The 22,445-nt window shown below is 68.3% G+C and carries 24 protein-coding genes; 11 read left to right on the plus strand and 13 right to left on the minus strand.

The genetic code is table 11. The features are described 5' to 3' along the window. From A5789_RS05675 to A5789_RS05690, 4 genes are all read right to left on the minus strand, one after another. A complete protein-coding gene (locus A5789_RS05675) occupies window positions 1-324 on the minus strand; it encodes a multidrug efflux SMR transporter (RefSeq protein ID WP_030518245.1) in 324 nt (107 codons plus the stop codon). A gap of 53 nt (window positions 325-377) precedes the next feature. Beyond that, window positions 378-1,793, minus strand: a complete 1,416-nt coding sequence (gene argH / locus A5789_RS05680) for an argininosuccinate lyase (protein ID WP_063016109.1) — start codon at window positions 1,791-1,793, stop codon at window positions 378-380. Continuing rightward, window positions 1,790-2,722, minus strand: coding sequence for a class I SAM-dependent methyltransferase (locus A5789_RS05685; protein WP_369817563.1), 933 nt, complete (start codon window positions 2,720-2,722; stop codon window positions 1,790-1,792). The genes argH and A5789_RS05685 overlap by 4 nt, the downstream gene beginning before the upstream one ends. A gap of 509 nt (window positions 2,723-3,231) precedes the next feature. Beyond that, window positions 3,232-4,434 carry an argininosuccinate synthase gene (locus A5789_RS05690; RefSeq protein ID WP_030518242.1) on the minus strand — a complete coding sequence of 401 codons (1,203 nt, stop codon included), beginning with the start codon at window positions 4,432-4,434 and terminating at the stop codon, window positions 3,232-3,234. A gap of 318 nt (window positions 4,435-4,752) precedes the next feature. Between A5789_RS05690 and A5789_RS36305 the strand changes: the two genes are divergently transcribed. Then, window positions 4,753-4,920, plus strand: coding sequence for a hypothetical protein (locus tag A5789_RS36305; RefSeq protein WP_156055842.1), 168 nt, complete (start codon window positions 4,753-4,755; stop codon window positions 4,918-4,920). 48 nt (window positions 4,921-4,968) lie between these two features. Here the strand turns inward: A5789_RS36305 and A5789_RS05695 are convergent, their stop codons facing one another. Next, window positions 4,969-5,766 carry a maleylpyruvate isomerase family mycothiol-dependent enzyme gene (locus A5789_RS05695; protein WP_064905878.1) on the minus strand — a complete coding sequence of 266 codons (798 nt, stop codon included), beginning with the start codon at window positions 5,764-5,766 and terminating at the stop codon, window positions 4,969-4,971. Window positions 5,767-5,813: 47 nt separating this feature from the next. Further along, a complete protein-coding gene (locus A5789_RS05700) occupies window positions 5,814-6,428 on the minus strand; it encodes a TetR/AcrR family transcriptional regulator (RefSeq protein WP_064905881.1) in 615 nt (204 codons plus the stop codon). Between the two features lie 72 nt (window positions 6,429-6,500). On the opposite strand from A5789_RS05700, the gene A5789_RS05705 reads away from it, so the two are divergent. Together A5789_RS05705 and A5789_RS05710 are read left to right on the plus strand one after the other, a co-directional pair. Then, window positions 6,501-7,370 carry an NmrA family NAD(P)-binding protein gene (locus A5789_RS05705; RefSeq protein WP_064905883.1) on the plus strand — a complete coding sequence of 290 codons (870 nt, stop codon included), beginning with the start codon at window positions 6,501-6,503 and terminating at the stop codon, window positions 7,368-7,370. Between the two features lie 173 nt (window positions 7,371-7,543). After that, window positions 7,544-8,350: an SAM-dependent methyltransferase gene (locus A5789_RS05710; RefSeq protein WP_063016098.1), complete on the plus strand. Its 807-nt coding sequence runs from the start codon at window positions 7,544-7,546 to the stop codon at window positions 8,348-8,350. 10 nt (window positions 8,351-8,360) lie between these two features. On the opposite strand, the gene A5789_RS05715 is transcribed toward A5789_RS05710, so the two are convergent. Then, complete coding sequence (locus A5789_RS05715) at window positions 8,361-8,915, minus strand: TIGR03086 family metal-binding protein (RefSeq protein ID WP_063016097.1); 555 nt, start codon at window positions 8,913-8,915, stop codon at window positions 8,361-8,363. A 77-nt stretch (window positions 8,916-8,992) separates the two neighbouring features. On the opposite strand from A5789_RS05715, the gene A5789_RS05720 reads away from it, so the two are divergent. Beyond that, window positions 8,993-9,595 carry a TetR/AcrR family transcriptional regulator gene (locus tag A5789_RS05720; protein ID WP_064905885.1) on the plus strand — a complete coding sequence of 201 codons (603 nt, stop codon included), beginning with the start codon at window positions 8,993-8,995 and terminating at the stop codon, window positions 9,593-9,595. A 39-nt stretch (window positions 9,596-9,634) separates the two neighbouring features. Here A5789_RS05720 and A5789_RS05725 read toward each other — a convergent pair whose 3' ends face one another. From A5789_RS05725 to argC, 6 genes are read right to left on the minus strand one after another with little or no spacing between them, the layout of a single operon-like run. Then, window positions 9,635-10,108: an arginine repressor gene (locus A5789_RS05725; protein WP_030518235.1), complete on the minus strand. Its 474-nt coding sequence runs from the start codon at window positions 10,106-10,108 to the stop codon at window positions 9,635-9,637. Between the two features lie 59 nt (window positions 10,109-10,167). Beyond that, window positions 10,168-11,106, minus strand: coding sequence for an ornithine carbamoyltransferase (gene argF / locus A5789_RS05730; RefSeq protein WP_064905887.1), 939 nt, complete (start codon window positions 11,104-11,106; stop codon window positions 10,168-10,170). Window positions 11,107-11,108: 2 nt separating this feature from the next. Next, window positions 11,109-12,296 carry an acetylornithine transaminase gene (locus A5789_RS05735; RefSeq protein WP_063016106.1) on the minus strand — a complete coding sequence of 396 codons (1,188 nt, stop codon included), beginning with the start codon at window positions 12,294-12,296 and terminating at the stop codon, window positions 11,109-11,111. An 11-nt stretch (window positions 12,297-12,307) separates the two neighbouring features. Beyond that, window positions 12,308-13,243, minus strand: a complete 936-nt coding sequence (argB, locus tag A5789_RS05740; protein WP_064905889.1) for an acetylglutamate kinase — start codon at window positions 13,241-13,243, stop codon at window positions 12,308-12,310. Further along, window positions 13,240-14,457 (minus strand): bifunctional glutamate N-acetyltransferase/amino-acid acetyltransferase ArgJ, encoded by a 1,218-nt coding sequence (gene argJ / locus A5789_RS05745; RefSeq protein ID WP_063016094.1) that lies wholly within the window; start codon window positions 14,455-14,457, stop codon window positions 13,240-13,242. Before argJ ends, argB begins: the two co-directional genes overlap by 4 nt. Beyond that, window positions 14,454-15,551 carry an N-acetyl-gamma-glutamyl-phosphate reductase gene (gene argC / locus A5789_RS05750; protein WP_064905910.1) on the minus strand — a complete coding sequence of 366 codons (1,098 nt, stop codon included), beginning with the start codon at window positions 15,549-15,551 and terminating at the stop codon, window positions 14,454-14,456. Before argC ends, argJ begins: the two co-directional genes overlap by 4 nt. Window positions 15,552-15,920: 369 nt before the next feature. On the opposite strand from argC, the gene A5789_RS05755 reads away from it, so the two are divergent. From A5789_RS05755 to A5789_RS05785, 7 genes are all read left to right on the plus strand, one after another. Further along, window positions 15,921-16,472, plus strand: a complete 552-nt coding sequence (locus A5789_RS05755) for an ABC transporter ATP-binding protein (protein ID WP_231956633.1) — start codon at window positions 15,921-15,923, stop codon at window positions 16,470-16,472. After that, window positions 16,466-18,814 carry an ABC transporter permease gene (locus A5789_RS05760; protein ID WP_064905891.1) on the plus strand — a complete coding sequence of 783 codons (2,349 nt, stop codon included), beginning with the start codon at window positions 16,466-16,468 and terminating at the stop codon, window positions 18,812-18,814. The genes A5789_RS05755 and A5789_RS05760 overlap by 7 nt, the downstream gene beginning before the upstream one ends. 163 nt (window positions 18,815-18,977) lie before the next feature. Continuing rightward, window positions 18,978-19,586, plus strand: a complete 609-nt coding sequence (locus A5789_RS05765; RefSeq protein WP_227462775.1) for a flavodoxin domain-containing protein — start codon at window positions 18,978-18,980, stop codon at window positions 19,584-19,586. Window positions 19,587-20,003: 417 nt separating this feature from the next. Further along, window positions 20,004-20,756 (plus strand): N-acetyltransferase, encoded by a 753-nt coding sequence (locus A5789_RS05770; protein WP_064905895.1) that lies wholly within the window; start codon window positions 20,004-20,006, stop codon window positions 20,754-20,756. Further along, entirely contained in the window at window positions 20,747-20,971 is a 225-nt protein-coding gene (gene infA / locus A5789_RS05775) for a translation initiation factor IF-1 (RefSeq protein WP_227462776.1), read from the plus strand. The genes A5789_RS05770 and infA overlap by 10 nt, the downstream gene beginning before the upstream one ends. Window positions 20,972-21,234: 263 nt before the next feature. Beyond that, window positions 21,235-21,660, plus strand: a complete 426-nt coding sequence (locus A5789_RS05780; RefSeq protein WP_064905897.1) for an SRPBCC family protein — start codon at window positions 21,235-21,237, stop codon at window positions 21,658-21,660. Next, on the plus strand, window positions 21,653-22,123 hold the full coding sequence (locus A5789_RS05785; RefSeq protein ID WP_082940484.1) for a MarR family winged helix-turn-helix transcriptional regulator: 471 nt from the start codon (window positions 21,653-21,655) through the stop codon (window positions 22,121-22,123). The genes A5789_RS05780 and A5789_RS05785 overlap by 8 nt, the downstream gene beginning before the upstream one ends. The last annotated feature ends 322 nt before the right edge of the window (window positions 22,124-22,445 follow it).

The following is a 22,445-nucleotide window of genomic DNA, read 5'->3' on the forward strand; positions in this document are numbered from 1 at the left end:
TCAGTGCGCGCCGCCCAGTTCCAGCGCCAGCACCCCGGCGATCAGCAGCGCGATGCCGCCGATCTGCACCGCGGACAGCGGCTCGTCGAGAAACAGCACGCCGATCGTGGCGACCAGCGCCACCCCGATCGCCGACCACACCCCGTAGGCGACACCGACCGACATCCCCCGCTTCAGCGCCTGCGACAGGAAGATGAACGCCGCCACGTAGCCGACCACCACGACGAGGGAGGGCACCAGCTTGGTGAACCCCTCGGACAGCTTCAGCGACACCGTCGCCGACACCTCGGTCACGATGGCCAATCCGAGAAAGAGGAACATCATGGCGCGCACGATATCGGGCGCGGTGACCGAAGCGCGGGCAACTACCCGCTGGGTCAGCGCAACCAGGTACGGGCTTCGGCGGCGGTGGCGCGGACCTCGCCCAGCTGTTCGGCGACCCGCACCCCGGCGGTGCCACCGCGGGAGTTGCGGGAGGCGATGGACCCCTGCACCGTGAGCACCTCGCGTACCTGCGGCGTCAACGCCGGATCCACGGCGGCGAACTCGGCATCGGTGAGCTCGTCCAGGCCGACGCCCCGGGCCTCGGCGGCGCGCACGCACGCACCGGCCGCCTCGTGCGCCACGCGGAACGGAACGCCCTGGCGCACCAGCCATTCCGCGATATCGGTGGCCAGGGTGTACCCGGCGGGCGCCAGTTCGGCCATCCGCTCGGTGTGGAAGGTCAGGGTGGAGACGAGACCGGCGATGGCGGGCAGCAGAAGTTCCAGCTGCGCCACCGAATCGAACAGCGGCTCCTTGTCCTCCTGCAGGTCCCGGTTGTAGGCCAGCGGTTGCGCCTTGAGGGTGGCGAGCAGGCCGGTGAGGTTGCCGATCAGGCGACCGGCCTTACCGCGGGTCAGCTCCGACACGTCGGGATTCTTCTTCTGCGGCATGATCGACGATCCGGTGGACCAGGCATCGGCGAGGGTGATGTAGCCGAATTCCGGTGTGCTCCAGATGATGATCTCCTCCGCCATGCGCGACAGATCGACAGCGATCATCGCGAGGACGAAGGCGGCCTCGGCGGCGAAGTCGCGCGCGGAGGTCGCATCGATCGAATTGGCCGCGGCCGCATCGAAATCCAGGTCGGCGGCGATGGCCTCGGGATCGAGCCCCAGCGACGATCCGGCCAGCGCGCCCGAACCGTACGGGGAGATCGCCGCGCGCTTGTCGAAATCGCGCAGCCGGTCGACGTCGCGCAACAGCGGGTGCGCGTGGGCGAGCAGCTGGTGAGCCAGCAACACCGGCTGGGCCGCCTGCAGGTGGGTCTTGCCGGGCATCACCGCATCCGGATGCGCGGCGGCCTGCTCGACCAGGGCGTCGACGACCTCGAGCACGCCGAAGGCGATGCGGCGCACCGCATCACGCAGCCACATGCGGAACAGGGTGGCCACCTGATCGTTGCGGGAGCGTCCCGCGCGCAACCGGCCGCCGAGTTCGGCGCCGACCCGATCGATCAGACCGCGCTCGAGCGCGCCGTGCACATCCTCATCGGATTCGGCCGGAGTGAAGGCGCCGGAGGCGACATCGGCCGCGAGCCGGTCGAGTCCGTCCAGCATGTCCGCCAGATCGGCCTCCGACAGCAGTCCGGCCTTGTGCAGCACACGAGCGTGGGCCTTGGACGCGCGAATGTCGTAGGGCGCCAGCGCCCAGTCGAAATGGGTCGATTTGCTCAGCGCCGCCATGGCCGCGGCGGGGCCGGAGGCGAAACGCCCACCCCACAGCGCGCCCTCGTTGGTGGCTTGGCTCATCGGTTCTCGTCTCCTCGTGTGGCGGTCATCAAAATGTGGCGGTTCAGTTCGGCGCGAGCGGCCTCGGGCTGCTCGCGGCCGTGGTCGGACAGGACTGCGACCGGATCGCCGACCGTCACGGCCCAGCCGTGCGCGGTGAACCAGTCGCGCGGGTCGGTACGGCCCTCCCAGGGGTACCAGAGTTCTTCGAGGTTCAGCGTGATCCCGGCCTCGGCGAGCAGTCGCTTGCGGCGCTCCCGCATCGCTTGCAGTGCGGGCGAATCCTCGCTCCGTCCGCGTCCGATGTTCAGGGCGATCCGGCTGCCGGGCGCGCTGAGCGCCGCGATATCGCCGAACAGCCGGTCCTGCGCCTCGCCGGGCAGGTAGCGCAGCAGTCCCTCCGCCAGCCAGGCGGTCGGTGCGGTGGGATCGAAACCGTTGTCCCACAGCTCCTTCGGCCAATCCTGGCGCAGATCCACGCCGATCGCGCGCCGGTCGACGGCGGGCTGCTCATCGGCGAGCACGGAGTTCTTGAACTCCAGCACCTTCGGCTGGTCGATCTCGAAAACCACAGTGCCGGAAGGCCATTCGATCCGATAAGCACGGGCGTCGAGTCCGCTCGCGAGGATCACGACTTGCCGGATGCCGGCGGCGGAGGCGGCAGCGAAGTACTCGTCGAAGTAGACCGTGCGAGCGATGAGCATCGCGGCCAGCGAGCTGTAGGCATGCCCGCCCTCGCCGGCGGGATCCGCACCGGCCGATGTCGCCGCGACCTGAGCGCGCATGATGTGGCTCCAGCCCGAACCGGCGGCCTCGACCAGACGCGCGGCGTAGGGATCACGGAACAGCGCATCGGGGCGCCGGGTCTCGGCCGCCCGCATCGCGGCCACACCGATGGCGGTCGCGCCGACACTCTCGGTGATATCCCAGCTGTCGTCGTCACTGCGCACGGACATCTCCTCCCGTTCGGGCTGCGTCGCCTTCTACACGATGCGCACCCTGCGGTCGTGCGGTTTCACCCGGTGGCAGGCTACTCCGCGCCTGGTGGGGCGCCGGACTCCGCACCACGGATGTACACGCTCGGCGAGGAGTGGGTGCGGCCGGATCACGCCGACTTCCCGCCGGAGGCGATCCGGCATTGCGGCGACGATTGCCAAACGCAACGGCATTCGGTAGGTCACCGCGAGTCTTCGCGATCCGTCGGCCGGTGCTGTGCGTCGGCGCCTCCGACCGGATACTTGTGAACCTCTCGCGCCCGAGCGTCGCGCTCGCGAGAGCAGCGGCCCTACGGGGCATCGCAGCGCACCTCCGGCTCGACACACGCGCCGACATGGACACCCTGCTCGGCGGCTCGGCCATCGACCGAACGATGACCGAGCGCTCGCGGCGACGACCGGCTTCCGCTGCTCCCGACCGGCCGCACGACTCGGCCGATCGTGCGGCCGAGCCCGCCGGCTTCCTACTTCTTGGACAGGTCCCGGCGCGCGGCGACCTTGGAGGACAGGCCGTGGATCTGGACGAAGCCCTTGGCCAGCGACTGGTCGAAGCTGTCGCCCTCGTCGTAGGTGGCCAGGTTGAAGTCGTAGAGCGACTCCTCGCTGCGGCGGCCGTTGACGACGACGTTGCCGCCGTGCAGCACCATGCGCACCTCACCGGAGACGTGCTGCTGGGTGTCGCGCACGAAGGCGTCCAGAGCCCGCTTGAGCGGGGAGAACCACAGGCCGTCGTAGACCAGCTCGCCCCAGCGCTGCTCGACCTGACGCTTGTAGCGGCCGAGTTCGCGCTCGACGGTGACGGCCTCGAGCTCCTGGTGCGCGGTGATCAGCGCGATGGCGCCCGGCGCCTCGTAGATCTCGCGGCTCTTGATGCCGACCAGGCGGTCCTCGACCATGTCCAGCCGGCCCACGCCCTGGCGACCCGCGCGCTTGTTGAGCTCGGTGATGGCCTCGAGCACGCTGACCGGGCGGCCGTCGATCGCGATCGGCACGCCCTTGTCGAAGGTGACGATCAGTTCGTCGGGCGCCTCGAAGTTGACGGTCGGGTCGACGGTGTAGTCGTAGACGTCCTTGGTCGGCGCGTTCCACAGATCCTCGAGGAAGCCGGTCTCCACCGCGCGGCCCCAGAGGTTCTGGTCGATCGAGAACGGCGACTTCTTGCTGACGGTGATCGGCAGCGCGTTCTCCTCGGCGAAGGCGATGGCCTTCTCCCGGGTCCACGCGTAGTCGCGCACGGGGGCGATGACGTTCAGATCGGGCGCGAGCGCGCCGATGCCGACCTCGAAGCGAACCTGGTCGTTGCCCTTACCGGTGCAGCCGTGCGCGACGGTGGTCGCGCCGTGGTACTCGGCCGCCTCGACCAGGTGCTTGACGATCAACGGGCGGCTGATCGCGGACACCAGCGGGTAGCGACCCATGTAGAGGGCGTTGGCCTGCACGGTCGGCAGGCAGTACTCGTCGGCGAATTCGTCCCGGGCGTCGACCACGATGGCCTCGACCGCGCCGCAGTCCAGTGCGCGCTGGCGCACCACATTCATGTCCTCGCCGCCCTGACCCAGATCGATCGCGACGGCGACCACCTCGGCCCCGGTCTCCTTGCCGATCCAGCTGATGGCAACGGAGGTGTCCAACCCGCCGGAATAGGCGAGTACGACGCGATCGGCCATATCTGATGCTCCTCAGGTTCGTGCGTATGCGTAGGGGGTGCGCGATGTCACCGGTGCGATGTGCCGCCGCTACCCGCCCTCGGACGGCTCACATCAACTGCAAATGATTATGCATGATGATGCAATCCCATTCATAACCGGGGTGGGCGTACCACCGCCCGAGCACCACGGCGCCCCCACCGGCCCACCCGACGGATCGGACAACCGCGGACATTCACCCCGAAACCCGTGAGCGTCAATGAGATTGCCGCAACCGGGTATCACCGATATGTCACCCTGATAGCGAACGACCCCAGATGCCCCGGGAAAGGCGGACCCATGCTCTCCACGTTTGCGGGTTATTTCGGCACGATCGGCTCGGACGTGCTGGCGATCGGCCAATCGGTGATCACCCTCATCTCCGACCTCATCGGCGCGGGCGGCGCGGGCACGCCGGGCGGCGGCTTCGGCGGGAACTACCCGCCCGGACAGTATCCGCTGGCCTGAGCCGCGGGACCCGAGCGCCGGGCCGGCGGTTCGTTGCGGGCCCGCTACTCACCCGAAGCTGACCCGATCGAGCCAGAAGTCGAACAGTTCCCGCTCGCCCAGAATCTCGATATCGGCGTCCTCGACCGGCCGGCGCCGATAGACCACCAGCAGGAGTTCGGTGAGCGGCCCGCGAATCGCGACCGCGGCGCGCTCATGGGCGCGCCGCCAGCCGATGGCATCGCCGGTGAGATCGACGATCCATTCGGCTTGCAGCTCCTCGGACGTGTCGGTGGCATGGAAGTGCAGCGTGCGACCGGGCCCCAGCAGTTCCCGCGCCTCGGGCTTGTAGTCGAACATCACCGGCAGCGAGCCCAGTTCCAGCCATTCGTCGATGGCGTCCGCGGCCACATCCGGCGCGGCGTGATATTCGGCACCCAGCGCGAGCGTGGCATCCGCGCGATGGATCAGCGTTTCGTGGGTGAAGCGGCGGGCATAGAAGTCCGTGGTCGGCACGACCGGCACCGGCGTCCAGAGCGCGAGGCCGGGCCCCGCCTCGAGCAGTTCGGCGGACAGCTCCGCGGCACCCTCGGCGAGCCAATCACGTAATTGTTCGGGGTCCTCGTCCAGATATCCGGACAGATCCCAGAACGCGAAGTCGTTCTCCGGCAACGGTTCTCGAACCCGGCCGGCCACGGCCGCCCGTGCCCACCGCTGCGCACCGCCGAGGTGGCGTCCCAGCTGGCCCACGGTCCAGCCCGGACAGGTCGGGACGGGAAGCGCGGTATCGGCATGCGCGAGTGCGGCTCGCAGCAAGTCGGTCTGGGCAACGATCTCATCGCAGTACCGCTCGAAGGTCAGAGCCATGCGCACACCCTACGGACGGGCACCGACAGATTCACGGACTCGACGCGTCAGGCGTCTCCAAGTACTCCGGTGACGATCCGGCGAATTCGGTCGTGGTCCGGATCGGTCGTGGCCGGTTGCCGTTCGGGCCACTCGTGCGGCGCTTCCTCGATGCCGAACAGGACCGCCGTGAAGCGCGGATGGATTGCGAGAGAGAAGATTTCGTCCACGGCGGCGAGCGCTTCGGATTCGGGCAGCTGCCACTTCGCCGCCACGAATGCGGTGAGATTGCGGCGGGTGGTCGCGAAGATGGCGTCGTAGAAATCGGCGGCGGCCGCCGGTACCCGCTCCGCTTCGGCGATCACCAGCCGGCAGGTGCGCACCGACTGGACCCACACCACCGACCGGAGGAATCCGACGCAGTATCCGGTCACCGCGTCCAGTCGGTCGTCACCGTAGTCCTCGGGAGTCCCCAGCCGGTTCAGATGCAGGCCGCGCACGAAGTCGACGACGGCGAGGAACAGCGCGTCCTTGTTCTCGAAATGCGCGTACAGGGTTCGCTTCGAGGTTTCGGCGCGCGCGGCCAGCACATCCATCGACGTCCGCTCGAACCCCACCTCGAGGAAGACGTCCTTCGCCGTCCACAGGATGTGTTCGCGCAGCCGATCACCACGCCTCGCCATGCGGTCTTCCCTTCCGTCAAAGTACACGGTACGGTGTAGTTTACTTACGTCGCACTCGTTCAGGAGTAGTTCATGATCGTCGTAACCACACCTACAGGCAGTATCGGACAGCAGGTCCTCGATCTCGTGGCCGGCAGCGACCAGCCGATCCGGGTGATCGCCCGCGATCCGGCGCGCCTGGCCCCGCACATCCGCGAGCGGGTCGAGGTGGTCCAGGGATCGACCTCCGATCGCGAGGTCGTCGCCGCCGCGGTGAAGGGCGCCGACACCGTGTTCTGGCTGGTTCCGCCGAATCCGTCGGCGCCCAGCGTGCCCGGTCACCTGCTGGAATTCGTGACGCCGCTGTGCGAGGCGCTCGACAGCCTCGGCCGGATCGTCGCCGTCTCGAGCCTCGGTCGCGCCAACGGCCGCAAGGCGGGACAGATCTCGGCGATTTTCGCGATGGACGCGCTGATCGAGAGCAGCGGGGTGCATTACCGGTCACTGTGCCCGCCCGGATTCATGGACAATATGCTGCGGCAGGTCGATCCGATCCGGAACCTCGGCACCTTCTTCGGCACCGTATCCGGCGATCACCGGTTGCCCGCCTGTGCCACACGGGATATCGCGGCCGTCGCGGCCCGGCTGCTGCTCGACGATTCCTGGACCGGACAGGACAGCGTGGAGATCCGCGGTCCGGAAGATCTGTCGCACAACGATATGGCGCGCATCATGTCCGAGGTACTCGGCCGCCCGATCGGCTACCAGCAGGTCTCGGCGGCCGACTACACGGCATCGCTGACGGCGCACGGGATGAGCGCGGCCTGGGCGCAGGGGCTGGCGGATATGTCGGCCGCCGTCGACGACGGCCTCTACGACACGCCTCGCACACCGGAGTCCTACTCCCCCACCGGTTTCCGGCAGTGGTGCGAGGAGGTGCTCGCTCCGGCGGTCGCCGGCTGATTCGCCCGATTCGGTCGTCGGGTCCGGAATGTCACCCGCGCCATCGGCGGCCGCCGTTCCGGACCCCCAAACCCTTTGATCGGCAACGCCTTCCGGTCGACGCGGAATCCGTGCACGAGCGCTTGATTTCGAATACCATCCGATCGAGACGATCCCGTGCCGACAGGAATGTGATGAACGCGTCCGACAGCAGTGCGACCTCCGATGCCGAGGCGCCCAGCAGTGCCCGCATCTACGACTACGCACTGGGCGGCAAGGACAACTACGAAGTCGACCGCCGCGCGCTCGAGAAGGTCATGGAAGGCTTTCCGACGGTACGGATCGCGGCCCGGCACAACCGGCAATTCATGCACCGCGCGGTCGACGCCCTCGCCGATGCCGGGGTGAAACAGTTCCTCGACATCGGCACGGGCATCCCGACCGAACCCAATCTGCATCAAGTGGCGCAGGAGCGGGCCCCGGAGGCCCGCGTGGTGTACGTCGACAACGACCCGGTGGTGCTGGCACACGCGCGTGCCCTGCTCGCGGGATCGCCCGAGGGCCGCACCGCCTACATTCAGGCCGACCTCACCGATCCCGAGGCGATCCTGGCCGCATCGGAATTGCGCGAGACCCTCGACCTGGCCAGTCCGGTGGCGTTGAGCCTGGTCGCGGTGCTGCATTTCCTGTCCGCCGAACAGAATCCGGCCGGCGTCCTGAAGACCCTGCTCGACAACCTCGCGCCCGGCTCGTTCGTCGTCGCGTCACACATCACCGCCGATCTGGACCCGGAAGGGATGGACCGGGCGCTAGAGATGTATCGCCGCAGCGCCGTATACGCGCAGGCCCGCACCCGCGACGAATTCGCCGCCTTCTTCGACGGCCTCGAACTGCTGGATCCGGGCGTCGTCGCGGTCAACCGCTGGCGCCCCGGCATCGAACCTCCGTCCTGGCTCGATGCCCAGGTCAACTGCTGGGGCGCGGTCGCCCGCAAGCCGTAGCGTTCGACGCTCAGCCGCGCCAGTCCGGGTCGCGGCCGAGGAGGGCGACTATACGGTCCAGTGGCGGGCGTGATTCGTCCTCGGCCAGCCGGGGCCGGTAGGCGCCGCCGGGGCCGGTGAGCGGGCTGCCGGGCGCGGTGATCGACCGGGCGATCGGCAATGCCACCGCCGTCAATCGCGGCGGGACGGGACAGGGACGGTGCAGCGCCCGCGCGAGGTCCCAGCGGTGAGTGAGCATGTCCACCAGATGGATGCCCAGCACTCGTTCGGTGGCGAGCGGGCCGGACCGCGGCAGTTCCACGACCTCACCGGAGCGCTCGATCGCCGCGATCCACCGGGCCGTGACGTGCGCGAACGCGGCGCGCGGATCGTCGATGAATTCGGCCGAGGTCCCGAGCACGGAGGAGTTGACCGCCTCGTGCCGCTCGTTCATATGCGTGATCAGATCGGCGACATTCCATCCCGCGCACGGCGTCGGCGCGGTGAGATCCGCGTCCTCGAGTGTGACCACATCGTGGCCGATCAGGGCCAGAGCCATCGCGTCCAGCCGCAGAAGTTCGCTCATCACAACACCTTTCATCGTTTAGCGTACGAGCGTTCGCCAAATGACTATAGCGAACGATCGGACGCTATGCTGAACGGATGTCACCTCGCCGTTCCGCCGTCGACGCATCTCGCACGCGAGAGCGCATCCTCTCCGTCGCCGTCGAGCAGGCCTCGCTGAGGGGCCTGGAGGGTGTGACGATCGGATCTCTCGCCGAGAGCCTGGAGATGAGCAAGGCCGGCGTCGTCGGCCCCTTCGGCTCGCGGGAACAGCTGCAACTCGCCGCCCTGGAACAAGCCGGGAAGATCTTCCGCGAGGCGGTGATCGCACCGCTGGAGGGATTGCCGCCGGGCACCGAAAGGCTGGGGCGGATGATCGACAACTGGATCGTCTATCTGGCCGAATGCCCTTTTCCCGGAGGCTGTTTCGTTACCGCCGCCTCGACCGAACTCGACGGCCGGCCGGGAGCGCTCCGCGATCGCCTCCGCGCGTACGTGGACGGCGCTCGCGCAGCGCTGGCAGCCGAAATCGTTGCCTGCCGAGCAGAATCGGACGGCCCCCATCGCCCGGTGGACGAACTGGTCACCACTGTCATCGGAATCACGATGGCGGTCAACCAGGAGATTCAACTGCTGGACGATCCCCGCGCGGCCGATCGCGGGCGGGCGGCGCTTCGAGCCGCCTTGGGGCTGGCGCCGTGAAGCAGACGTCCGAGCCGGGTCGATCTCCGATTCGGCCGTCTACGCCAAATGTTCGATCTTCGCGGCCAGTTCGGCACCCGTCATGGGTTCGCGGGCGATGACCGCGATGGTGTCGTCACCGGCGATGGTGCCGACCACTTCGGGCAGTGCCGCGCGGTCGAGTGCGCTGGCCAGGAAGTGCGCCGCACCCGGCGGCGTCCGCAGGACAGCGAGGTTGCCGCTGTGGTCGGTGGAGACCAGCAGGTCGCCGAGCAGTTTGGAGAGCCGGGACGTGCCGCCGGTGACGCCGCGCACGGGGCTGCCGTCCTCGGGGACGACGTAGATACCGGCGCCACCGTCGGCGGCGCGCAGTTTCACCGCGCCGAGTTCGTCCAGATCACGCGACAGGGTGGCCTGGGTGGTTTCGATGCCCTCGTCGGCGAGCAGGGCAGCCAACTCGGTCTGGCTGCGAACCGCGTTGGCGGACAACAGTTCCACGATGCGCTGCTGGCGCCCGGCGCGGGTGCGTGCGATGGCCGGGCCGGTGCGCGGACCCTCCGATCCGGCGCCCGACCCGTTCGTTCTCGCAGTGCTCACGCCGCACCGCCCGATCGTCGCTCCAGCAACCACACCAGCAGCGCCTTCTGCGCGTGCAGCCGGTTCTCGGCCTCGTCCCACACGACACTGTGCGGGCCGTCGAGCACCTCGTCGGTGATCTCCTCGCCTCGATGCGCCGGAAGGCAATGCAGCACAACCACATCCGAGGCGGCATGGGCGAGCAGTTCGGCGTTCAGCTGGAACGGGCGGAACGGGCCGACCCGGTCGAGGCCGTCGTTCTCCTGCCCCATCGAGGTCCAGGTGTCGGTGACCAGGGCGTCGGCGCCGGTGGCCGCCGCGACCGGATCCTCGGTCAGGGTGATCGTGGCGCCGGTTTCGGCGGCCCGCTTGCGGGCGGCCTCGAGCACCCAGTCGTACGGCTGGAACCCCTCGGGCGCGGCGATGGTGATATCCAGTCCGGCGGTGACGCCGCCCAGCAGCAGCGAATGCGCCATATTGTTCGCGCCGTCGCCGAAGTAGGTGAGTTTGCGCCCGGCGAGTTCGCCCTTGCATTCGCGCAACGTCAGCAGATCGGCCAGCACCTGGCACGGATGGAACTCGTTGGACAGCGCGTTCACCACCGGAACCGTTGCCGCCGAAGCCATCTCGTCGAGCCGGTGCTGTTCGAAGGTGCGCCAGACGACGGCGTCGACGTAGCGCGACAGCACCCGTCCGGTATCGGCGAGGGTTTCCTCGCGGCCCAGCTGGGTGTCGCGGCCGTCGACCACCACCGCGTGCCCGCCGAGTTGCGCGATGCCCATCTCGAAGGAGAACCGGGTACGGGTGGAGTTCTTCTCGAAGATCACACCCACCCCGCGCGGCCCCTCCAGCGGCCGACGGGAAATCGGCGCGGCCTTCAATTCCGCTGCCAGCGCTAAGATTTCGGCCTGTTCGGCGGGCGTGACGTCGTCGTCACGCAGGAAATGCCGCACCATGGTCACTCACTCTCCTGGGAAGCCGCGTCGAGGATGCCGGGCAGATCGGCGAGGAAGCCCTGCGCCTGTGCCTCGGTCAGGATCAGCGGCGGGGCCAACCGGATCACATTCGGCTTCGGCGGGTTGATCAGATAGCCGGCGGCACGCGCGGCCGCCTCGACCTTCGCCGAAACGTCCTCGGTCAGTTGGATTCCGATCAGCAGCCCCGCGCCGCGCACGTGGTCGACCAGCGGATGGCCGAGTTCCTCGATGCCGTCGATCAGCGTTTTGCCGACCGATTCGACGTGCGCGGCCAGCCCCTGCTCGTCGATGGTCCGCAGCACCGCCAGCGCCGCCGCGGCGCTGACCGGATTACCGCCGAAGGTGGTGCCGTGCAGTCCGGGGGTGAGTAGTTCCGCCGCCCGGCCCTGCGCCAGCACCGCGCCGATGGGCAGACCGCCACCCAGCCCCTTGGCCAGCGTGATCACATCGGGCACGATGCCCACGGCCTGATGCGCGAAAAACGGTCCGGTGCGGCAGATTCCGGTCTGCACCTCGTCGAGGATCAGCAGCGCGCCGTGCTCGGAGGTGATCCGGCGGGCCTCGGCCAGATAGTCCAGCGGCGGCACCACCACACCGCTCTCCCCCATGATCGGCTCGAGGAAGACCGCGGCGGTATCGGAATCCACCGCGGCGGCCAGCGCGGCGGCGTCACCGTAAGGCACGTGCACGACACCGGGTGGCATCGGTTCGAACGGCGCCCGCTTCGACGGCTGCCCGGTGAGCGCGAGCGCGCCCATAGTGCGGCCGTGGAAGGCCTCGTCACAGGCGACGATCTTGTGCCGTCCGGTGAGGCGCGCGATCTTGAACGCCGCCTCGTTGGCCTCGGTGCCCGAATTGCAGAAGAACGCCCGGCCGTGTCCGTCACCGAAATGCGCGAGCAGCTTCTCGGCCAGTTCCAGAACCGGCTCGCTGACATACAGATTCGAGACGTGGCCGAGGGTGCCGAGCTGCTGGGTGACGGCCTCCACGATCGCCGGATGCGCGTGGCCCAGGCTGTTGACCGCGATACCGCCCAGGAAGTCGACGTAGCGGTTGCCCTCGGCGTCGTAGACGACCGCGCCCGAGCCGCGCACCAGCGCCACCTTCGGGGTGCCGTAGTTGTTCATCAGCGCGGACGACCACCGCTGCTGCAATTGCTCTGTGCTCATGACGTTGTCGCTCATGACGTTGTCGTTCCTGCCGTCTCGGGTGGGGTCACCATCGTTCCGATACCTTCCCCGGTGAACAGTTCCAGCAGTACCGCATGCGGTACCCGGCCGTCGATCACATGTGCGGTCGGGACACCGGCCTGCACCGCGCGCAGGCAGGCCTCCATCTTCGGCACCATGCCCGCGTCCAGGCTCGGCAGCAATGCGGCCAAGGCGTCGGTGTCGATATGGGTGGTCAGCGATGAGCGGTCGGGCCAATTCGTGTACAGGCCTTCGACATCGGTGAGTACCACCAGCTTCTCCGCGCCGATGCCCTGGGCCAGCGCGGCGGCGGCGGTGTCGGCGTTGATGTTGTGCACCACGCCGTCGGCATCGGGCGCGATGGTCGAGACCACCGGAATGCGCCCGGCGCGAACGAGATCCAGCACCGCGTCCGGGTTGACGGCGGTGACGTCGCCGACCAGGCCGATATCGGTCTGCTCGCCGTCGACGGTGACGGTGCGGCGGGTGGCGGTGAACAGCCGCGCGTCCTCACCGGAGATGCCGACCGCGTACGGGCCGTGCGCGTTGATCAGCCCGACCAGTTCCCGGCCGACCTGACCGAACAGCACCATCCGCACCACATCCATCACCTCGGGGGTGGTGACGCGGAAGCCGCCGCGGAATTCGCCCTGCAGCCCCAGCTTCTTCAGCATGGCGCTGATCTGCGGGCCACCGCCGTGCACCACCACCGGGTGCACGCCGACGGTGCGCAGGAACGCCATATCGGCGGCGAAAGCGTGTTTGAGGGTGTCGTCGATCATGGCGTTGCCGCCGTATTTGACGACCACGATCTTGTCGCGGAACTTCTGCAGCCACGGCAGCGCGCCGGCCAGCACGTGCGCCTTGTCCAGCGCCGACAGGTCCTGGGTGGTCACCGGAACCTCCGGTGTCGCTTCGGTGGTCATGAGCTGTAGGCCGAATTCTCTTCGACGTAGCCGTGCGAGAGGTCGGTGGTGCGCACGGTGGCGGTACCCTCGCCGAGCCCCAGTTCGACCAGCACCGCGATATCGGGCCCGGACAGGTCCACCTCACGTGCGCCGGGAGCGCCGGTTCCGTTGACGCACACCGGATTTCCGTTGAACGACACGGTCACCCGATCGGGATCGAGTTCGATGGGGGCGATGCCCACCGCGGCCAGCACCCGGCCCCAGTTCGGATCGGAACCGAAGAACGCGGTCTTGACCAGCGAGTCGCGGGCGACCGCGCGAGCGGCGATCAGCGCCTCGTCCTCGCTCACCGCGCCGGTGACGGTGATCTCGACGCGCTTGGTGACGCCTTCGGCGTCGGCCATCAGCTGCGCGGCGAGGTCGTCGCAGACCGCCAGCACCGCGGCGTCGAGCTCCTCCTGGCTCGGGGTGACGCCGCTGGCGCCGTTGGCCAGCAGCAATACGGTGTCGTTGGTCGAGCAGGAGCCGTCGACGTCGAGCCGGTCGAAGGTCAGCCGGGTGGCATTGCGCAGCGCCGTATCCAGCTGCTGCGGGGTAGCGGCGGCGTCGGTGGTGACCACGACCAGCATGGTGGCCAGCGACGGGGCGAGCATGCCCGCGCCCTTGGCCATCGCGCCGACATTCCATTTGTCGGCGTGATGGAACGCGGCCTGCTTCGGCACGGTGTCGGTGGTCATGATGGCGTGCGCGGCGTCGGTGCCGCCGGACAGGCCGCCCGCCATCTCGTGCACGATCTCGGTCACGCCGGGCAGCATTTTGTCCATCGGCAGCCGGTCACCGATCAAACCCGTTGAGCAGACCGCGATTTCGCCCGCGCCGGTTTCGGTTCCCCAGTTGCTCAACGCTTTCGCCAGTTCCTCGGCGGTGGCGTGGGTGTCCTGGAATCCGCCCGGGCCGGTGCAGGCGTTGGCGCCGCCGGAATTGAGGATCACCGCGCGCAGGCGCCCGCTGGTGAGTACCTGCTGCGACCACAGCACCGGCGCGGCCTTCACCTTGTTGCGGGTGAACACACCCGCCGCGGCATAGTCGGGCCCTTCGTTGAAAACCAGTGCCAGATCGAGCTTTCCGTTGGCCTTGATGCCGGCTGCGATGCCGGCGGCCCGGTATCCGAGCGGTGCGGTCACACCCTGGGTGCGGACCAGTTTGCCGCCGGCGATATCGGTGTCGGTCACGGTGCCACTCCTACGGTGGAAAGTCCGGCGGTCTCGTCGAGACCGAGAGCGAGATTCATCGATTGCACCGCGGCGCCCGCGGTGCCCTTGGTCAGATTGTCGATGGCGCCGATCACCACCAGCGTGCGGGCGGCGGTGTCGACGGCGACCTGCAGGGTGATGGCGTTGGAGCCGACCACCGAACCGGTCTGCGGCAGTACGCCTTCGGGCAGCAGGTGGATGAACGGTTCGTCGCCGTATGCCTTGTCGTAGACCGCGCGGGCGGCGGCCAGGTCGGCCACCGCGCCCGCGGCGTCGGGACGCAGGCGCGCGGTGCAGGTGGCCAGGATGCCGCGCGGCATCGGGGCCAGCACCGGCGTGAAAGAGACTGTGACATCGCCGATGTCGGCGCCCGTCGCCGCGGCCGCGGCCTTCAGGTTCTGCGCGATCTCGGGGGTGTGCCGGTGCGCGCCGGCGATGTTGTAGGCGCGGACCGAGCCCATCACCTCCGAACCCAGCAGCCCCACGTCGAGTTTGCGGCCCGCGCCCGAGGTGCCGCTCACCGCGACCACGGTCACATCCGGTTCGACGATGCCCGCCCCGACCGCCGGCGCCAGCGCCAGACTCGACACCGTCGGATAGCAGCCCGGTACCGCGATCCGGGTGGCCCCGCGCAGCTGTTCCCGGGCGCCGGGCAGCTCCGGCAGACCGTAGGGCCAGCTTCCGGCATGCGGGGATCCGTAATAGGTCTCCCAGTCCTGGGGGTCGGTGAGCCGGAAATCGGCCCCGCAGTCGATGATCACCGTGGACTCCGGCAGCTGCTGCGCGATGGCGACGGACTGCCCGTGCGGCAGCCCGAGGAACACCACGTCGTGCCCGGCCAGCACCTCCGCCGTGGTCGCCTCGAGGACGCGATCGGCCAGCGGCAGCAGATGCGGCTGCAGCTGTGCCAGCGTGGTCCCGGCATTGGATCCCGCGGTCAGCGCCCCGATCTCGAGGCGCCCGGCTCGGTACTCCGGATGCCCCAGCAGCACACGCAGGACCTCACCGCCCGCGTATCCGCTCGCACCAGCTACCGCGACCCGCACCACGGGCCCACTCGAGGTATCCGCCATGTGATGATTATGCACGATCATGCAAGCTCATTCACGGGCGGGTTGCGGATCCGTGGGCACAGGATCGCTCCGGTCGGTGAAGACCCAGTTCGGCAACGATATGTGACAACCGGCCCTTCCCGCCGTAACAGCCGGTTCGCGACGCTGAGATCATGAATCGCCGCACCCACGCGGATCCGTTGCTCGCGGCCGAGGCCGCCGCGGCATCGGGTGCGCCCGCGCTACGAATGACAGGAGTCGGTAAGACCTACGGCTCCGGTGCGGGCCAGGTGGTCGCGCTGCGCGATGTGGATCTGAAGATCCGGCCGGGCGAGTTCGTGGTGCTGCTGGGTCCGTCGGGGTCGGGTAAAAACCACATTGCTGAACCTGGTGGGCGGGATCGAGGAGCCCTCGGGTGGTGTCGTCGAAGTGGCGGGCATGGATATCGGCGCGCTGAACGACAAGCAGCGCACCGCGTTCCGGCGGGACCGCGTCGGATTCGTCTTCCAATTCTTCAATCTGGTCCCGACCTTGACCGCGCTGGAGAACGTGGAAATACTGGCGGAGTTGACGGGGCCGGATGCCGCCGCCCGCAGTCGCGCCGCGCTGAACCTCGTCGGTGTCGCAGATGTCGCCGAGCGATTTCCCGGACAGCTGTCGGGTGGACAGCAGCAGCGAGTGGCCATCGCCCGGGCGATCGTGAAGGAACCGCCGCTGCTGCTGTGCGATGAACCCACCGGCAGCCTCGACCTCACCACCGGCCGACAGGTGCTGGCCGTATTGCGCGGTCTCGCGCGGGAGGGCCATCACACCGTCCTGATCGTGACGCACAACTCCGAAATCGCCCGGATGGCCGACCGCGTGGTGTGGCTCCAGTCGGGTGAGATCAGCCGTTCCGAGTGGGTGGACCATCCGGTCGAGGCGTCGGAGTTGCAGTGGTAGGCCGGACGCTGCTACGCAAGCTGCGCCGGGATCTATGGCGGCAGCGCTGGCAGTTCCTGGCCGTCGCCACGGTCCTGGCCATCGGCGTCGCGGCGTTCGTCGCGGCCGCGAGCGCCTACCGCAATCTCGATCAATCCTTTTCCCGGGCCTACAGTGCGCAACGACTGCCCGACGCGGTCGTCTCCGGCCCGGGCGCCGGACAATCCGTTGCGGCATTGGAGGCGCTACCGGGCGCGCCGGTGGCCGAGGTCAGGCATCAGAGCGAGGTCGGCATTCGCATCGGGGGGCGGACCTTCCTCGGCCGCGCGATCGGTATCCCGGACGGGGCACAGCCCGAGGTCTCCCGGCTCTCGATACGGTCGGGAACATTGCCGTCGGCGGGCCGGCTCGTGGTCGAACAGCACCTCGCCGATCACTACGACCTGCATCCCGGCGACAGCGTCGAACTTCTGAATCCCGGCGGCTGGCAAGCGATTCCGGTGGCGGGTTCGGCGTTGTCGACGGAGTACTTCTGGCCCGCCCGCTCCACGCAGGAGATCATGACCACCCCCGAGCACTTCGGCGTCGTGTTCCTTCCCGACCGCGATCTGGTCCGGAATCTGCCCGATCCGGTGGAACAGGTCGCGTTGTACGCAACGGATCGTGCTGCGGCGGGTGATCTGGTCAATGCAGCCGAACGCTACACGCGAGCACACGGACTGCAGCTTGTCCCGCGTGATCAGCAGCCGTCGTATCGAGCGTTGCAGGACGACGTCGAGGCATTCGGGACCTTCGCGAATCTGTTGCCGTGGTTGTTCCTGGCCGCAGCCGTGCTCGGTACCTACGTGCTGCTGTCCCGCGTGGTGGCAGCGCAGCGGGCAGTCATCGGAACCCTCGCTGCCAACGGCTTCTCCCCCGGGCTACTGCGCCGGCACTACCTCGGATACGGCGTGGCGTGCGCGGTGCTCGGCATCGTTCCCGGCGTGGCCGGGGGCTATCTACTCGGCGGCTGGATCACCACCCGCTATACCCAGGCTCTCGGACTGCCCTTGCATGTGACCGCATGGCATCCGGGCATCCTGCTCGTCGCTTCCGCCGCGACCCTGGCCGCCGCGACCGTTGCCGCGTGGGCGCCCGCGCGGGCCGCAGCGCGAATGTCGCCCGCCGAGGCCATGCGAGTCGCGCCGCCGTCCCGGCGCGGAGGACGCAGCGTCCTCGAACGCCTCGTTCCACCGCTCGAACGCGCACCGGCACGCTGGCGGATGATGCTGCGGGCCGTGCTGCGGAATCGTCGCCGCGCGGTGTTGACCATCGTCGGTGTGGCCGTCTCGGTGAGCCTGGTGATGGTCTTCGCCGGGTTGCGCGACACCGTCGCGACACTCATCGACCGGCAGTACGGCCGGATCATGCTGCAGGACGGCGAGATCGCGACCGCCCCCGGCGCTACCGATTCGGTGCTGACCCGCGTCCGGCAGGACCCCGACGTCGCCGCGGCCGAGCCGATGGGCCGCTACGACGTGGCACTCTCGGCCGGGGATCGTCACTACGACACCCTCGTGATCAGCTTGCCGCCCGCGACGCAGATGCACCGGTTCATCGCAGAGTCCGGTTCGAACCAGTTGTCCAGCAAGGGTTTACTGCTCGGCTCGGTGCTGCACGACACCCTGGGCGTCTCGGTCGGGGACACCGTCGATGTCGCCGATACCGCCACCGGACAACACCTATCGGCACCGATCGCCGGATTCGTCGACGAGCCGCTGTCCCCGGTTGTGTACGTTTCGGCCGACTACCTGAGGCAGGCTATCGGTCCCGTACCGGATACGGGCGTGCTGGTGAAACTGCGGCCCGGCGTGACCGATGAGCGCGCCGTCTCCGATCGGCTCACCGCGATCCCCGGTGCGGTCGCGTACCTTTCCACGGCCACCGTGGCCTCGGCCATGCGGCAGGCATTCGCGATGTACAACACGCTGGTGGGAATCATGCTGATTTTCGCCGCAGCCATGGCCGCGGCGCTGCTTTTCAACGCGATGTCGGCCAACATCGGCGAGCGGCTGGGAGAACTCGGCGCCCTGCGGGCAGCGGGGATGGGTACCGGAATGCTGTCGCGCCTGATCGCCGCCGAGAATCTCGTCCTCGTCGTGGTCGGCATTCCGCTCGGCATCGGATGTGGCATCCTGCTCGCCCGCAGGCTGCTGGCCACCTACGAAAATCAGGGCGCCCGTCTCGAATTGGCGATGAGTTCGCCGACACCGGCACTTGTCGCGTCAGCCGTTCTGGCCGCCGCGATCACCGTCCAACTTCCCGCACTGCGCCGCGTCCGCAACCTCGACATCGCCCGCATCGTTCGCGAGCGCTCACTCTGACGAGGAGCGCTCCGGCCGGCGTGGCGGACCGCCCGAGCAGCACCGGAGCCATCCGGCTGTCCCGCTGCCGCCGGATCGCATCCGTTGCGCGGAAGCCGACGACGAAGGTCGCCGAAGCGATGGGACCGAGGACCCTGCCCGAACGATCACCCTGGACGGACAGTTGGTCTATGGCATCCGATCAGAGCGAGCACACGGTACTCATCGTCTACGCCTCCGCACGGGTTCGACCGCCCAGATCGGCGAGTTCATGGCGCGCCGGATGCGGGAGGCGGGATTGCACGTCCGGGTGGAGCCGGTGGATCGGGCACCGGACCCCGGCTGCTTCGAGGCGGTCGTACTGGGCAGCGCGATCCACAACGGAGGCTTCCTCCCCGGTTTCGCCGACTACATCGAGCGCTATGCGAAGACGTTGAAACAACGCCCGAACTGGTTGTTCAGCGTCGGCATGGGGCCGGCCCTGCGTGGCCCGGTGGGAGCGTTCTTCAAACGGCTCACGCCGCCCGTCGTCACCGAATGCCGGACCTCGGCCGGCAGCAAGGGATATCGCGGTTTCGCCGGTGTCGTCGTCCGGCCCCCTGAGCTGCGCAACCGGCTGCTGATCCGCCTGTTCGGTTGCCCGTACGGCGATCTACGCGATTGGGCCGCGATCACGGCTTGGGCCGACGAGATCGTCTCGTGGATCGATGATGCCCTGCCCGCCACTCGATTACCGGCGACCCGCGATCCGGCGGACACCACGATCGGCGAAGGCAATCCGGGCCCGGCCTGAGCCGCACCGGATCCCGTCGGCACACAGTTTCTGTCGGCCGCTGAATGTGTTGTGCTACAGAATCATTCGATATTCCCGAGCTGGCCACGCCGCCGATCGGACGACGGCGACGATGATCGCGCTGCCGATGACGCCTCAGCAAGGCCGGGTAGGCAGCCGGTGATCATCGCGGCGATCGGCTGAATGTGGCGATCTTCGCGGGCGATCACGGCGTTCCGGACTTCGGGCGGGATGTTCGGAAAATGGGTTGGCGCGGGATATCGGAGTTGTTAACCTTCTGCGGTCCGACCTGATCACGCGAGGGGGTGAGTCCCATTTTCACGACATTCCTTGGGCGCTCCCCGTTCTCACGATCGGACGATTGACGCACGTCGTCATCGGGAGTGCTCGTCCGAGCGATCCCGAGAGGGGACGACAATGCACTCTTCGGAACTCATGGTGACGCGCATCGCGGACCGGCAGTGGCATGCGCTGGCCGGCGACCGGATGGTCGGTTGTGGCGAGGCATCGCCGCGGCCCGATGGGCGACTGTTTCTCAGCATCGACTCCTGGCAGGCCGACGCCTTCGACCGGCTCGCCGCCGCCATGCTGGCCGACCTGCCCACACCGCTCTACACGGTGGTCGACGAGGCCGACCTCGAACTGACCGCGCACTGGCGCCGGGCGGGTCTCGCGATCCGGCGGCGCGAATGGGAATACCGGGTTCCCACCGATCCGGCGATCACGGGACTCGATTCGGCATCGCCGCCGGGTATCGAGATCCTGAATTTCGGTGCGGCCGAGGCGTATTCACTGCGCGAACTGGACCGCGCCGTACGCGCCGAAGTCGAGGCCGCCGCCGGTTGGCAGACCATGCCGGCCGAGGTGATCTCCCCACCGATCGATCCCGCGAACTATGTGGTGGCGGCCCAGGCCGGCCGCTATGCGGGGCTGTGCCGGGTGACGCAGCCGACTCGGCTACCGCGCATCGGCCTGATCGCGGTTCGCGCCGACGCGCACCGGCGCGGCATCGCTCGCGCCCTGTTGGGGCGGGCGCTGGGCTCGCTGCATCGCGCCGGAAAGGCTTGGGCCTCTGCCGAAATCGACGAATCCAACGCGGCGGCGACCGCCCTGTTCGAAGGCATCGGCGCCGAGCGGTCGAACAGCGCCCTGGAGTTGGTGTGGCGATGAAGAAAGGAGCGATCGAAGTTCAGGGGCACGTCGTGGAATGCCTGCGCAACGCGACTTTCACGGTGGAACTCCCCAACGGACACAAAGTCCTCGCCCACCTCTCCGGCAAGGTCCGGATGAACTACATCAAGATCCTCCCGGACGACCGGGTCCTGGTGGAGCTGAGTCCCTACGACCTGACCAGGGGTCGAATCCTGTTCCGTTATCGGAGTTGAGGCCCCATAGGGCGAGGTAAGTCGACGATCTGCGCACCCGTTTCCGTGTGCGCAGGTTCGCCGCCTACCGGGCCGAACTAATCGTGCAAACCTCCGCGGAAATGCGCGAAAACTGCCTATTTCGCCGAGGTTTGCACGGTTGGTTCGGGGCCCGCGCGCCTGGACTGCTCAGCCACGACCGACCTAGCGGGTATCGGCCATCTCCTAGGATTGTTGCTGCAACAACAGTTATTGTTGTCGCAGCAACAATCAGGGAGGCAGCCATGATGTACTCGTTCACCGAAGAAGCCGTGGTAACGGGCGAGATCGACCGCATCTGGGCGGTGGCCACGGACGTGGCCCGCTGGGCCGAATGGGATCCGCACGAGGAGAAGGCGCGTATCGACGGGCCGTTCGAAGCGGGAACCAAGGGGTGGGTGAAGCCCAAAGGAGCACCGGCGGGACCGTTCACGATCGTCGCGGTGGAACCCGGACGGTCGTGGACCAGCGAGGCGGGCCTGCCGTTCGGTAAGTTGCGGGGCCGGCGCACCTACGAGCCACTCGGCGACGGCACCGTGCGGGTATCGGAGAACGTCGAAGTCCACGGGCCGATGGGACCGCTGTTCAAGCTCATCTGGGAAAAGGGTATGCGCGCCGATATGCCGCGCACCTTCGCGGCCCTCGCGGCGGAGGCGGCACGGCATGACTGAGCGATCGGCACAGGCCGTACCCCGGGGCCCACTCGTCTCTCCGGGGTTCTGGTTGCATCACGCCGCCCTGGAATGGCGGGCGACGCTGGAGCGAAACCTCCGTCCGCTCGGACTGACGCCCACTCAGTTCAATCTGCTGGCCTCCACCGGATGGCTGGCCCACCGCGGCAGCCTCCCCACTCAGCAGCAGGCGGCGGATATGGCGGGCGTCGATCGAATGATGGCGTCCCGGGTGATCCGCGCCCTGGAGGAGCGCGGCTTGCTCCGGCGTCACCCCGACCCCGCCGACGCCCGCGCATTCCGACTCGAAATCACCTCCGCCGGAGGGAAATTGACGAGCACGGCGATCCAGGTCGCCGTAGACACCGACGAACAGATCTTCGGCGCCGACGCAGACCTCCTGCGCGAACACCTCCGCCCGATCGCCGCCCACCGAGTACCGGCGGACCGACCGACGAAGTGAAACCGACACCGAGCGACCCGGTCCGGCAGCGCCCGCGAACTACGTTGTCCGCCGGGCGAAGGGGGCTGCGATCCGACGACCGGATGGCAGCCGGATCCGATGCCGGGCAGCATCACCGGCTCGCGGGTGCTGATGGGGCACCGACCGGCGAGGGCGGGCCGAGCCTCGTTCGCCGCGTTCTCGGCACCCGGAACCCTTTCCGCAGCCGAACTATTCGTGCAAACCTCCGCGCGATCGGGCGAAAACGGGCTGTTGCGAAATGGGTGGTGGCGGCGTGTAGCGCCGCGGCCCTTTCATTTGGTTGGTTGTGCTGACAGGTGTG

Origin of the sequence: Nocardia sp. 852002-51101_SCH5132738 (assembly GCF_001665695.1) — a bacterium.
In the GTDB taxonomy this organism is placed as follows: Bacteria; Actinomycetota; Actinomycetes; order Mycobacteriales; family Mycobacteriaceae; genus Nocardia; species Nocardia nova.

Bases quoted from the DNA above. Each gene is read 5' to 3' on its own strand.
- A5789_RS05700 (WP_064905881.1), bottom strand. From the start codon at position 6,428: ATGGCGAGGCGTGGTGATCGGCTGCGCGAACACATCCTGTGGACGGCG.
- argC (WP_064905910.1), bottom strand. From the start codon at position 15,551: ATGGCGGATACCTCGAGTGGGCCCGTGGTGCGGGTCGCGGTAGCTGGT.
- A5789_RS05770 (WP_064905895.1), top strand. From the start codon at position 20,004: ATGCACTCTTCGGAACTCATGGTGACGCGCATCGCGGACCGGCAGTGG.
- argF (WP_064905887.1), bottom strand. From the start codon at position 11,106: ATGGTGCGGCATTTCCTGCGTGACGACGACGTCACGCCCGCCGAACAG.
- A5789_RS05715 (WP_063016097.1), bottom strand. From the start codon at position 8,915: ATGAGCGAACTTCTGCGGCTGGACGCGATGGCTCTGGCCCTGATCGGC.
- A5789_RS05705 (WP_064905883.1), top strand. From the start codon at position 6,501: ATGATCGTCGTAACCACACCTACAGGCAGTATCGGACAGCAGGTCCTC.
- argH (WP_063016109.1), bottom strand. From the start codon at position 1,793: ATGAGCCAAGCCACCAACGAGGGCGCGCTGTGGGGTGGGCGTTTCGCC.
- A5789_RS05710 (WP_063016098.1), top strand. From the start codon at position 7,544: ATGAACGCGTCCGACAGCAGTGCGACCTCCGATGCCGAGGCGCCCAGC.
- A5789_RS36305 (WP_156055842.1), top strand. From the start codon at position 4,753: ATGCTCTCCACGTTTGCGGGTTATTTCGGCACGATCGGCTCGGACGTG.
- A5789_RS05690 (WP_030518242.1), bottom strand. From the start codon at position 4,434: ATGGCCGATCGCGTCGTACTCGCCTATTCCGGCGGGTTGGACACCTCC.
- A5789_RS05780 (WP_064905897.1), top strand. From the start codon at position 21,235: ATGATGTACTCGTTCACCGAAGAAGCCGTGGTAACGGGCGAGATCGAC.
- A5789_RS05675 (WP_030518245.1), bottom strand. From the start codon at position 324: ATGATGTTCCTCTTTCTCGGATTGGCCATCGTGACCGAGGTGTCGGCG.
- argB (WP_064905889.1), bottom strand. From the start codon at position 13,243: ATGACCACCGAAGCGACACCGGAGGTTCCGGTGACCACCCAGGACCTG.
- A5789_RS05720 (WP_064905885.1), top strand. From the start codon at position 8,993: ATGTCACCTCGCCGTTCCGCCGTCGACGCATCTCGCACGCGAGAGCGC.
- A5789_RS05785 (WP_082940484.1), top strand. From the start codon at position 21,653: ATGACTGAGCGATCGGCACAGGCCGTACCCCGGGGCCCACTCGTCTCT.
- A5789_RS05695 (WP_064905878.1), bottom strand. From the start codon at position 5,766: ATGGCTCTGACCTTCGAGCGGTACTGCGATGAGATCGTTGCCCAGACC.
- A5789_RS05735 (WP_063016106.1), bottom strand. From the start codon at position 12,296: ATGAGCACAGAGCAATTGCAGCAGCGGTGGTCGTCCGCGCTGATGAAC.